Origin of the sequence: Sphingomonas aurea (genome assembly GCF_030678875.1) — a bacterium.
Classification (GTDB): Bacteria; Pseudomonadota; Alphaproteobacteria; order Sphingomonadales; family Sphingomonadaceae; genus Sphingomonas; species Sphingomonas aurea.
In genome coordinates, this window is sequence record NZ_JAUUDS010000004.1 from 188,423 (window position 1) to 200,259 (window position 11,837).

An 11,837-nucleotide genomic window follows, 5' to 3' on the forward strand; every position below is an offset into this window, starting at 1 on the left:
GGGGCAAAACGCTTCGCCGCGCCGTTCCGGTTATCGCCCATGAAATAGCCGGTGGCAGCCGACCCGTCGGCGTGACCGGTGCCGGCGCGCGCTGATAGCCCCCTGGCATAACAGGATGGAGGGTGACGATGGCGGGCGAACTGACGGGCCGGGTGGCGATCGTGACCGGCGCCTCGCGTGGCCTGGGCCGCGCCATCGCCGAGCTGTTCGTGGCAGAGGGCGCCCGCGTCGCCGTGCTCGACCTGAAACAGCCCTGGGCCGCTGCCGTAGCAGACGAGATCAACGCGAAGGGTGGCCAGGCCATCGGCCTGGGCTGCGACGTCGGCGACCGCGAGGCGGTCCACGCCGCCGTGCAGGCGACGCTCGACGCGTTCGGCCAGCTCGACATCCTCGTCAACAACGCGATGTGGAACCGCTACGAGCCGGTCGAGACGATCACGACCGAGACATTCGAGCGGATGACCCGCGTCGGCATGGGCGGGATCGTCTGGGGCATCCAGGCCGCAACTCCGGCAATGCGCGCGCGGGGCGGATCGATCGTCAATATCGGCTCGATGGCGGGCCGGCTCGGCAGTCCCAATGCGCTGATCTATGCCGGGGTGAAGGCCGGGGTCGACGGGCTTACCCGCGCCGCTTCCATCGAACTCGGCCGCGACAATATACGCGTCAACGCGATCGCACCCTCGACCGTGGCGACCGAAGGCGTGCTGGCGATGCTGAGCGACGAGATGATGGCGCGCCGGCTCGAACGCTCGCCGATGGGCCGGCTCGGGGAAACAGGCGACATCGCCCAGACCGCGCTGTGGCTGGCATCCGACCGGTCAGGCTTCGTCAACGGCCAGTCGATCGCCGTCGACGGCGGCATCGGCCACGCCTTCATGCCGTGAAGACCGCTACTCTCCCCTCCCCTTCAGGGGAGGGGCTGGGGGTGGGGCGCGTCCACAAAGGTATCGGTAGCGGAAAACGCCCCACCCCGCCCCCTCCTCTGAAGGGGAGGGACCCAGCGCGCGCCTCGTCGTACCGTCAGGCGAACACCGTGTAGAGCGGATCGATCGGATACTTCCCACCTACCGGCTGGCGGGCGCCGAACCGCTCCGCCTCGCTGCCGACCGGCACCGGCAGCGGCTCGACCCAGTCGTACACCACCGTCCGCCGCAGCACGCGCCATTCGCCGCCGCGCTGTTCGAACCAGTCGAGATAGCGGCCCTTCAGATCCCACTGCTGCATCCCCTCCGGCCCCGGCTGGCGCTGAAAGGCGGAGAAATAGCTCTCCACCGCCGCGCCGCCGTCGCAGAATTTGATCAGCACGTTGTGAATCTGGTGGATGCTGCGCTCCACCCTGGGCAGCACCGTCATCGCCCAGTCGCAGAAGCCCTCGGCGCTGCCGCGATACTGGCCGTGATCGTCGGTGCCGTCGGGCCAATAGGCCGATCGCAGCGCCGCCTCGTCCATCCGGTCGATCCCCCGGCAATAGCGATAGAGGCAGTCGCGGATCGCCTCCCGATCGGTCAGTTGCTGCAGGTCGGTCATGCCCCGGCTCCCAGTCGCGCGAAGCGCGTGCGGTGGTGATCGGCATTCCCGAACGCCTGCGCCAGCATCATCTGGCGGCGCAGATGGTGGCTGACGATGAGCTCTTCGCTGAACCCGACGCCGCCGTGCAGCTGCACCGCCTGCTGCCCGACATAGACGCCGCTCTCCGCCACCCGCACCTTGCCCGCCGACACGGCGCGGGTGCGCGTATGGGGGTCGCGGCCCAGGTTCAGCGTCGCGTGATACGCCATCGAGCGGGCCTCCTCGCCCGCCACCACCATGTCGACCATGCGGTGCTGGAGCACCTGAAAACTCCCGATCGCGACGCCGAACTGGTGGCGGGTGCGCAGATGGTCGAGCGTCGCCTCCGACGCCGCCTCCATCGACCCGACTGCCTCGGCGAGCTGCGCGGCGATAGCGCGGTCGACCGCCGCCTCGATCACCGGCGTCGCCGCCTCGACGTCACCGACCGGGATGGCCGCGACATCGTCGAGCATCAACCGCGCGTGGCGATGCCCGTCGATCGCGCGAGACCCGTCGACCGCCAGCCCCTCGGCGGCTCGGTCGATCAGGAACAGCCCGATCCCGTCACTCTCGTGATCGGCGCCGGCGGTGCGTGCGGACACCACGAACCAGTCGGCATCGGCCCCGTCCTCGACATGCACCTTGGCGCCCGACAGCCGCCAGCCCTCGCCGTGCCGCACGGTGCGCGTCGTGACGTGACGCAGGTCGTAACCGCTGTCCGCCTCCAGGAACCCCGCCGCCGCCACCGCCGTGCCGGCCCCGATCTCGCCCAGCAGTTCCGCTCCCGCTTCGCTGCCCTCCAGCAACGCCGGTACCAGCACGCACGAGGTCACATAGGGCACCGCCATCAGGTGCCGGCCGACGCCCTCCATCACCGCCATCACATCGGCCGCGCTGCCGCCCAGCCCGCCATCGCTCTCCGCGATCGGCAGCATCAGCCAGCCCAGCTCGGCCATCTCGGCCCAGCGGCGCTTCGTCATCTCGGGTCCGGCGGCCAGCGTCTTCAGCCGGTCGGCCGCGGCCCAATGCTCCTCGCCGTAGCGGAGCACGCTGTCGCGCAGCATCTGCTGCTCGTCGGAATAGGCGAAATCCATGACTGCCCCTTCAGAGCCCGAGCGCGCGGCGCGCGATGATGTTGTGCTGGATCTCGCTCGACCCGCCATAGATCGACGTCACCCGCGAATAGAGTGCGCCCTGCAGGGCATAGGGCATGTCCTCGGCCGGCCCGTCGCCATTGCCCAGCGGCGCGAAGTGCGCCGACTCCGGCCCCAGCGCTTCGACCCACAGGGCGGTGCCGGCCTGGGTCAGCTGCGACCAGCGCAGCTTCACCATCGATCCCCGCGGGCCGCTGTCCGCGCCGCGCGCGGCATCGTCCATCAGGCGCAGCACCATGGTCTGGAGCGCGATCACCTCGATCTCGAACTGCGCCAGCTTCGTGGCAAAGCCCGGCGTCTCGATCAGCGGCACACCGCCGACCCGCCGCCTGGTCGCGGCGTCGCGGATGCCGCGCACCGTCTGGGTGAGGAAGATCGCGGTCGCCGCGCTCACCATCCGCTCGCGGTCGAGCAGCACCTTGCCATAACCCCAGCCCTTGCCCTCCTCGCCCAGCAAGTTGGACACCGGCACGCGCACATCGTCGAGGAACAGCTCGTTGGTATGGTATTTCTCGTCCATCGTCGGGATCTTCTGCACGCGCAGCCCCGGCGTATTCATGTCGACCAGGATCAGCGAAATCCCCTGCTGCCGCTTCGCCTCCTGCGATGTGCGGGCGAGGACGAAGACATGGCTGGCAACATGGGCATAGCTGGTCCACATCTTCTGCCCGTTCAGCACGTAATCGTCGCCGTCGCGATCGGCACGGGTGCGCAGCGCCGCGAGGTCCGATCCCGCCCCCGGTTCCGAGTAACCCTGGCACCACCAGTCGTCGAGCGTCAGGATGCGCGGCAGGTAGCGCGCCTTCTGCTCGTCGGTGCCATAGGTGAAGATGATCGGGCCGATCAGCTCCAGCCCCTGGTGGAACTGTGCCGGCGCATCGGCGCGCGCCGCCTCGCTCCAGAAGATATATTGCTGGGTCGGCGTCCAGCCGGTGCCGCCATATTCGACCGGCCAGGTCGGCGCGCCCCAGCCGCGCGCGTGGAGCCGCCGCTGGTAATAGATCAGGTCTTCCGGATCGAGGCGCAGGCCGGCACGCACCCGCGTCCGCCAAGTCTCGGGAATGCCGTCCGCGAAGAACTCGCGCACCTCGTCGCGGAAACGCAGGTCGTCGGCGTCGAAGTCCAGATTCATGCGAGCCCTCTCGTCATCCTCTCCGCACTTTGGTGGCGAACGACGGGGCTGCCGAGAACTGCGCGCGCCTGCCGCGCCGGGTTATTCGCGGATGTGATACACACCCTCTGCCAGCCCGGTGGCGCCCAGCCCCTCGATCGCCAGCACGCGCCCGGCGTCGGGATGGTCGCTGCGCAGCCGGTGGCCGGAATCGGCGATCGTCGTCACATAGAGCGTCGCCCGCCCCGGCCCGCCGAACGCCGGACAGGCGGGATAGGGGATCGGCAGGTCAATCCGGCGCAGCACCTCACCCCGGGGGGAGATGCACGCGACCTGCTGCGCCAGTACCAGCGCGACCCACAGATTGCCTTGCGCATCGACAGTCGCACCGTCCGGCCCCGAGCCGAGCGTCCGGCAGTCGATCAGGTCGCGCCGTTCCCCGATCGCGCCGGTGACGGGATCGTAAGCGTGCGCCCGGATGAAGCCGTCGAGACTGTCGGCGAAGTACAGCGTCCGCCCGTCCGGCGCGAAGCAGATCGCATTGCCCACCTCCAGCCCGCCCGCCAGTCGCTCCGCCTCGCCATCTGCGTCGAGCCGCCACAGCCCGCCCCTGGACGGCACCGCCCCGGTGCCATGCACCTGCGCCTGCGCGCTCAGGAAGCGGCCCGCCCGATCGGCCTTGCCGTCGTTCAGCCGCAACGTCGGATCGGCGGGCAGCAGCCGGATCGGCCGGGTCGCGCCGGTCCGCATATCGAGATGGTGGAAACCGTCGGCCAGCGCCGCGATCAGCCCGCCGTCCGCCAGCCCGATACTGCCGACCGGCTGGTCCACCTGGAACCGCGCCCGCGCCTGCCCGTCCGGTGTCGCGGCGTGGATCAGCCCGGCAAGCGCATCCACCCACCACAGCCAGCCGCTGCGATGATCCCAGACCGGGCTCTCGCCCAGCTTCGCGCGATGATCGCCCAGGAAGCGGATCGCGGTCACGCGACCGCCCCGATCCGATAGACGCGCTCGGCGGTGTCGTGCCAGATCGCCCGCCGCTCGGCGGCGCTCCGATCGGCGAGCGCGTCGTCGAAGCGCGCGACGATGGTCGGATAATCGGCCATCACCAGATCGACCGGCGCGTTGCTGCCCCACATCAGCCGCTCCGCACCGAACAGCGCCAGCAGCCGCGCGATCACCGGCCGGACCGTGTCCGCTGACCAGTCGCGCCGCACCAGCCCCGCGCCCGACAGCTTGACCGACACATTTCCGCAGTCGGCCAGCGCCGCCATCCCGGCTGCCCAGAGCGGATCGCCATCGGCCATCCCCAGATGCTCGATCACGATCGCCGCATCGGGCATCGCCCGTGCGAGCGCCGCCACCGCGTCCAGTTGCCCCGGCCACACCATCAGGTCCGCGACCCCGCCGGCGGCAGACAGCGCCGCCAGTCCGCGCCGCCACTGCGGGTCGTCGAACGGCGCGGGTGCCGTGACGCGGATGCCGCGCCAGTTGGCGCAGGCCGCGTCCGCCGCGATCCGCGCCCCGGCATCCGGGTCGGCGAGATCGATACGGGTCAGGATCGCGTGCGGAAAGCCATGGGTTTTGGCGATCGCCTGCACCACCCGCGCCTCCTCGTCGGCCGGCGCGAAGCCCGCCTCGACATAGACCGAGGCGACCACTCCGGTCGCGCGTGCCTGCGCCGCGAAGATGTCGACCGGATAGTCGCGCACCAGTTCGGCACTGTTGCCCCAGAAGCGCTCGACCGGCGGGCCGTCGAGCATCGGATGGCGATCGCTGCCGGCCGTCCACAGATGGTGATGCGCGTCGATGCGCCGGGTCACGCCAGCCTCTCCTGCCTGCACCAGCGCAGAGTGGCGCGGAAAACCCGGACCGGCGTAGGCGACAGCGTCGGCGCGGGCGGAATTTACATGGGTGATAATCCGCGATGGCTTCGCCGCGCGGCTTCATCCACGATGCCGGCGCCTGTCATGTCTGGCGTCAGCGCCGCGGCGACAGACCGGGCGACAGGAGAGCGGCTTTTGCGCAGCGATACCATCACCAGCAGCCCGGACGGCATCGTCGTGCCGACCCTGCCCCCGGCCCGCAACGTTGCGGCCGGTGCCGTGCCGACCCGCTTCCCGCTCGGCATCATGCTGATGATGATGCTGATCTACACGCTGAATTTCTTCGACCGCCAGATCCTGACCATCCTGGTCGAGCCGATCAAGGCGGACCTGCTGCTGTCCGACGGGCAGATCGGCGCGATCACCGGCCTCGCCTTCGCGATCCTCTATACCGCCGCCGGGATGCCCCTGGCGTGGCTCGCCGACCGGACCAACCGGGTGCGCCTGATCGCGGTCGCGCTGGCCGTCTGGAGCGTCTTCACCATCGCCTGCGGCTTCACCCGCAGCTTCGGCCAGCTGCTGCTGACCCGCGTCGGTGTCGGCGTCGGCGAGGCAGGGTGTACCCCCGCCGCCCACAGCCTCATCACCGAATATGTCCCGCGCGAGCGGCGGGCGCTGGCGCTCGCCATGTACCAGATGGGCGTGCCGCTCGGGTCGCTGACGGGACTCGCGGTCGGCGGGCTGCTGGTGTCGTCGCTCGGCTGGCGCTGGGCCTTCTTCCTCGCCGGTGCGCCGGGGCTGGTGCTGGCCGCGATCGTGCCGCTGGTGATGCACGAGCCGCGCGGCAACCGCGCCGCGATCGTTCCCGATCCCGTGCCGCTCGGCCCCGGGCTGAAGACGCTGTGGCGGCGCAAGTCGTTCGTCTGGATCTGCATCGGCTCGGGCTTCTCCGCCTTCGCCTTTTACGGGCTCAGCGCCTTTTCCGGCTCGCTCTACCTGCGCACCCATGCCACCGAGCTGGCGGCGATGGCCGCCGATGCCAGCATGGCGCCGACCGCGCTGCTCGGCATCGTGCTGGGCCTGATCGTCGGCGTCATGGGCGGGCTCGGCACCTTTCTGGGCGGCTTCCTGTCGGACCGGGTCGCGCGCGGCAACATCGTCAATTACGTCCTGTTCTGCGCCGTCGCACTGACGCTCGCCGCACCTTTGTTTGCCGGCGCCGCGCTGGCCGGCGGGCTGGTGCTGTCGTTCGCCTTCTTCGGCGGGGCGCTGTTCTGCCAGACGCTCAGCTACGGTCCCGTCTATGCGGCGATCCAGACCGTGGCGGAGCCGCGGATGCGCGGCATGGCGGTCGCGCTCCAACTGCTGGTCGTGAACCTGGTCGGGCTGGCGCTCGGCCCGCTGTTCGTCGGGATGACGAGCGATCACCTGACCGCCACGCTCGGCCCCATCCACGGGTTGCGCTCGGCCATCGCGCTGGTCGCGGTGCCGATGCTCCTGTCCGGCCTGATGTTCACCCACGCGACCCGCCTCGTCCGGCGCGAAGACGCGACCTTCGGAGGAGACTGACGTGCTTGGCCTCATGCAGCAGCACCGGCTGACCACCGCCGCGCTGATCGACCACGCCGCCCGCGCCCACGGCCGGACCGCGATCGTCTCGCGCCGGGTCGACGGCACTCTCGCCCGCTCCAGCTGGGGCGAACTGGCGGTCCGCGCGCGGCGGGTGGCGACGATGCTCACCGATCTCGGCGCGAAGCCGGGCGACCGCATCGCCACCCTCGCCTGGAACCGCCTGCCCCATCTCGAACTCTATTACGGCGTCACCGCCGCCGGCATGGTCCTCCACACCGTCAACCCGCGGCTGTTCGCCGAGCAGATCCGCTACATCGTCGACCATGGCGGCGCGTGCATCCTGTGCGTCGACCCGGACCTGCTGCCCATCGTCGAGCCGGTGATCGCCGAACTGACCGGCATCGAGCATGTCGTGATCCTTTGCGCCGCCGACGCCATGCCGGAGACGACCATACCCTCCCCCATCGCGTACGAGGACGCGGTCGCCGCCGCCGTGCCGCTCGCCGAGTGGCCGGCGATCGACGAGGATAGCGCCTCCAGCCTCTGCTACACCTCCGGCACGACCGGCCATCCAAAGGGCGTGCTCTACTCGCACCGCTCGACCGTGCTGCACGCCTTTGCCGCCTGTGCGTCGGACTCGATGGCGCTGTCGGCGCGTGACACGGTGCTGCTGGTCACGCCGCTGTTCCACGTCAACGCTTGGGGCCTGCCCTTCACCGCCGCGATGTGCGGCGCCAAGCTGGTGCTGCCGGGGTCGGCGCTGGACGGCGCGTCGATCTATCAGCTGCTGCGCGACGAGGGCGTCACCTTCTCGCTCGGCGTACCCACCCTATGGTTTACGATTCTCGACCACATCCAGCGCCACGTCGACCCGGCCGATCGCGCGCAGCTGAAGCTCCGCCGCGTCTTCATGGGCGGCGCCGCCACCCCGCGCACCCTGATCGAGCGGTTCCGCGACCTGCTCGGCATCCAGGCCAACCAGGCCTGGGGCATGACCGAGACGAGCCCGGTCGCCACCGTCTGCAAGCCGCTCGGCTTCCAGGCCGACTGGCAGGACGACGCGCTGATCGACGTCCTCGCCTGCCAGGGCCGCGCCGTGTTCGGCATCGAGCTGCGCATCGAGGACGAGGACGGCGCACCACTGCCCCACGACGGCGAGCGTTCGGGGCTGCTCAAGGTCCGCGGACCGTGGGTGCTCAACGCCTATTACGGCAACGAACCGGGCTCGGCGCTCGACGATGGCGGCTGGCTCGACACCGGCGACGTCGCGAAGATCGACGCGGACGGCTTCGTCCACCTGACCGACCGTGCCAAGGACGTCATCAAGTCGGGCGGCGAGTGGATCAGCTCGATCGACCTGGAGAACGCCGCCGCCGCCCACCCCGCGGTCGCCGAGGCGGCGGTGATCGGCGTCGCCCACCCCCGCTGGCAGGAGCGCCCGCTCCTGCTGGTCCGCCTCCATCCGGGCGAGACCGTGTCGAAGGCGGCGATGGACACCCACCTCGCCGACCATGTCGCACGCTGGTGGCTGCCCGACGCGATGGTGGTGGTGGACGACCTGCCCCACACCGCGACCGGCAAGGTGCTGAAGGCGACGCTGCGTGCGCAGTACCGCGATCATCTCGGCGGGTGACAATTAGCCCCTCCCCTTCAGAGGAGGGGTTGGGGTGGGGCGTTTCCACTTGCGCGGCGTATGCGGAAGCTCCCCACCCCCGTTCCCTCCCCTAAACGGGAGGGGCTTAGTTGCGATGGCGGATCACGCCTCCACGAGCGACACCGCCGGCCGGAACACCAGCTCCGAATATCCCCCGGCAGCCGCCGTCGCGCAATGCTCGCAATATTTCGAGAAGCCGCCGGTGAACATCGTCAGCCCGCGCGTCTTGCCGGTCACGTTCGCGCCGACATACCAAGTCTGCGCCTTGGACAGCAGGGTCTTCTCGGCCAGCGTATGGACCAGGTCCATCCACCGCGCCTCGGCCTGCGGCGTCGGCTCGAACGTGCCGAGCCCCTCGGCCTCCATATGGTCGAGCAGCGCGCACAGCCAGTTCACGTTCTGCTCGTTGATCGAGATGATGTTGGCGAGCGCGGCGGGGCCGTTGGCGCCGCACACCATGAACAGGTTCGGGAAGCCTGCCAGCATCAGCCCCAGATAGGATTCCGCGCCGTGTGACCATTTGTCGCGCAGGTTCGCGCCGTCGCGCCCGACGATGTCGAACGCCATCATCGCGCCGGTCAGCCCGTCATACCCGGTCGCCAGGATCAGCGCGTCGAGCGCCACCTCGGTCCCGCCCGCCAGCCGGACACCGGTCGGCGTGATCTCGGCGATCGGATCCTTCAGCAGGTCGACGAGATGGACGTTCGGCCTGTTGAACATCTCATAGTAATCGGTGTCCAGGCAGGGCCGCCGCGCGAAGATCGGATAGCCCTTGGGCTTCAGCGCCTCGGCCGTCTCGGGATCGTTGACCACCTCGCCGATCTTGGCACGGACGAACTCGGCCACCTGCTCGTTGGCGTCCGGGTTCGTGAGGAGATCGGAAAAGGTGCCCAGGAACGCGTGGCCGCCCATCCGCCACGCATCCTCCATCAGCTGGCGGCGCTGGCGCGGCGGCAGGCTGAAATAGGGGCGCGTCGTCGACGGCCGCACGCCGCCCAGCGCGCTGGCATTGGCGGCGGCGCGCAGGCCGGCATAATGCGCCTTGATCTCTTCGACATAGTCGGGATCGAGCTTGTCGTTGCGCATCGGCAGGGTGAAGCTGGGCGTGCGCTGGAAGACGTAGAACTCGCCGACGTCCTTGGCGACCTCGGTCACGATCTGGATGCCGGTCGACCCGGTGCCGATCAGGCCGACCCGCTTGGTCGAGAAATCGACCTCGTGGTGCGGCCATTTCTGCGCGCGGTACAGCTCGCCGCCGAAATCGGCCAGGCCCGGTATCTCGGGGTCCTTGGGGATCGACAGCGGCCCGGTCGCCAGCACGCAATAGCTCGCCTCATAGACCGTGCCGTCGTCGACGGTGACGCTCCACAGCTGGCGATCCTCGTCCCACACCGCGCCGGTCACCCGCGTGTTGAACCGGATGCTGTCGCGCAGCTTCAGCTTGTCGGCAACGAAATTGGCATAGGCCAGGATCTCGGGCTGGGCGGCGAACTGCTCGCTCCAGGTCCACTCCTGCTCGATCTCGGGCGAGAAGGAGTAGCTATAATCGACGCACATCAGGTCGCATCGCGCACCCGGGTAGCGATTCCAGTACCAGACGCCGCCGACATCACCGCCGGCCTCGATTCCAACAATCCGCATCCCCCGCTCGCGCAGGCGATGGACCGCGTACATGCCGCCGAAGCCGGCGCCGACCACCACCGCGTCCAGCCGCACCGTCTCACCGCGGCCAGCGGACACCAGTTCACCAATCTCGCTCATGCTCCGAAACCTCTCCCGTCCGAGCTGTTGGGAGATCAATCGCGCCAACCGCGCGCCAAGCCGCGGAAAACCATTGGGGAGCGCCGAATATCACATACGAGGATCACGCCGGTCAGTTGTCTTCCGCATCGCCGGGGGCGTCGGGCTGGTCGGCCGCGGCGTCGCGCACGGCGGCGCGGCGGGCGTTGAACGCGGCGATCAGCTCGCGCATCGTCGCTAGGATGTCGGCCTTCTCACGCGAGATGCGCTCCGCAAGTCCGCCCACGCCGATCGACAGCGGGATCCCGTGCAGGTCGGCGTCGAGCGCGATCGAGATCGACGACACGTCGGGCGTCGGCCAGTTGGGGAAATAGCAGTAGCCGACGTGCCGTATCCACGAGATGTCCTTCATCACCTCGGCATAGTTCACCCGGCTGTCGGACATCTCGTAATGGTTGGTGTAGCGGCACAATTTGTCGATCGCGCGGTCATTCATCCGCGCCATCATCGCCCGCCCGGCACTCGAATCGACCAGCAGCCGCATGGTGCCGTCGGGCGGCACGTTCTTGAACTGATGGCCCGGCGCGGTCAGGAACAGATACTGGACGAACAAGTCATTCTGCGTGGCGATGCCGACCGTCTCGTCGGTACGGCGCTGCATCTCCTCGACCAGTTCGCGAAAGCCGCCCTCCTGCTGCATATACCCCGCCACCCAGTTACCGAGCAGGTTCAGCCGCATGGTCGGCAGGTAGGTCCGCTTGATCCGATTATAGTTGAGATAGCCAAGAAGAACCATGCTTTTCAGCAAGTTGGTCGTACTCGATTGCGGATAGCCAAGCTCGGTATAGATCTCGTGCAGCGCCATCGGTCGCCGACGCTCGGCGAACAGTTCCAGCACTTCGAAGGTGCGCATCGCCGATTTCACTGCTCGCCGCTGCACGTCCGGCCGGCTCCTTCCCGCTGCGCTTCGCCTTGCAGCGGGGTAACCCATCCCCATGCGCCTGCACAAGGACGTCACGGGGCGAGCGCCGGTGCAGGATCGCCAGCCCTGCCCGCGCGGCTGTTCCGGTGTCACAGTAGCGGCCACTGCCGACCGCCGTCGATTTGCTTTGCGAAGGGGGCCGACCGGACGATAGGGACATCGGCTCCCTCCCTTCCCGGCCGAGCCCGATGCCCGCACCTTCGTTCATCCGCGATACCAACTCCCTCCTCTATTGGCACCGGCG

10 protein-coding genes are annotated in these 11,837 nt (G+C 69.1%); 3 read left to right on the plus strand and 7 right to left on the minus strand.

Going from position 1 to position 11,837, the window contains the following annotated elements:
* The first annotated feature begins 128 nt into the window (after nucleotides 1–128).
* Entirely contained in the window at nucleotides 129–887 is a 759-nt protein-coding gene (locus Q5H91_RS10365; protein WP_305173324.1) for an SDR family NAD(P)-dependent oxidoreductase, read from the plus strand.
* A 136-nt stretch (nucleotides 888–1,023) separates the two neighbouring features.
* Here the strand turns inward: Q5H91_RS10365 and Q5H91_RS10370 are convergent, their stop codons facing one another.
* The 5 genes from Q5H91_RS10370 to Q5H91_RS10390 form a co-directional block, all read right to left on the minus strand.
* Nucleotides 1,024–1,530, minus strand: a complete 507-nt coding sequence (locus tag Q5H91_RS10370) for a nuclear transport factor 2 family protein (protein ID WP_305173325.1) — start codon at nucleotides 1,528–1,530, stop codon at nucleotides 1,024–1,026.
* On the minus strand, nucleotides 1,527–2,648 hold the full coding sequence (locus Q5H91_RS10375; RefSeq protein ID WP_305173326.1) for an acyl-CoA dehydrogenase family protein: 1,122 nt from the start codon (nucleotides 2,646–2,648) through the stop codon (nucleotides 1,527–1,529). The genes Q5H91_RS10370 and Q5H91_RS10375 overlap by 4 nt, the downstream gene beginning before the upstream one ends.
* 10 nt (nucleotides 2,649–2,658) lie before the next feature.
* Nucleotides 2,659–3,840 carry an acyl-CoA dehydrogenase family protein gene (locus Q5H91_RS10380; protein WP_305173327.1) on the minus strand — a complete coding sequence of 394 codons (1,182 nt, stop codon included), beginning with the start codon at nucleotides 3,838–3,840 and terminating at the stop codon, nucleotides 2,659–2,661.
* A gap of 81 nt (nucleotides 3,841–3,921) precedes the next feature.
* Complete coding sequence (locus Q5H91_RS10385; protein ID WP_305173328.1) at nucleotides 3,922–4,803, minus strand: SMP-30/gluconolactonase/LRE family protein; 882 nt, start codon at nucleotides 4,801–4,803, stop codon at nucleotides 3,922–3,924.
* On the minus strand, nucleotides 4,800–5,642 hold the full coding sequence (locus tag Q5H91_RS10390; RefSeq protein ID WP_305173329.1) for an amidohydrolase family protein: 843 nt from the start codon (nucleotides 5,640–5,642) through the stop codon (nucleotides 4,800–4,802). The genes Q5H91_RS10385 and Q5H91_RS10390 overlap by 4 nt, the downstream gene beginning before the upstream one ends.
* A gap of 198 nt (nucleotides 5,643–5,840) precedes the next feature.
* Here Q5H91_RS10390 and Q5H91_RS10395 point away from each other — a divergent pair, with 198 nt between their 5' ends.
* Together Q5H91_RS10395 and Q5H91_RS10400 are read left to right on the plus strand one after the other, a co-directional pair.
* Nucleotides 5,841–7,214, plus strand: a complete 1,374-nt coding sequence (locus Q5H91_RS10395) for a spinster family MFS transporter (RefSeq protein WP_305173331.1) — start codon at nucleotides 5,841–5,843, stop codon at nucleotides 7,212–7,214.
* Nucleotide 7,215: 1 nt separating this feature from the next.
* Complete coding sequence (locus Q5H91_RS10400; protein ID WP_305173332.1) at nucleotides 7,216–8,850, plus strand: long-chain fatty acid--CoA ligase; 1,635 nt, start codon at nucleotides 7,216–7,218, stop codon at nucleotides 8,848–8,850.
* A gap of 123 nt (nucleotides 8,851–8,973) precedes the next feature.
* Here Q5H91_RS10400 and Q5H91_RS10405 read toward each other — a convergent pair whose 3' ends face one another.
* Nucleotides 8,974–10,632, minus strand: a complete 1,659-nt coding sequence (locus Q5H91_RS10405) for a flavin-containing monooxygenase (RefSeq protein ID WP_305173333.1) — start codon at nucleotides 10,630–10,632, stop codon at nucleotides 8,974–8,976.
* A 112-nt stretch (nucleotides 10,633–10,744) separates the two neighbouring features.
* Entirely contained in the window at nucleotides 10,745–11,524 is a 780-nt protein-coding gene (locus Q5H91_RS10410) for an IclR family transcriptional regulator (RefSeq protein WP_305173334.1), read from the minus strand.
* Nucleotides 11,525–11,837: the final 313 nt, after the last annotated feature.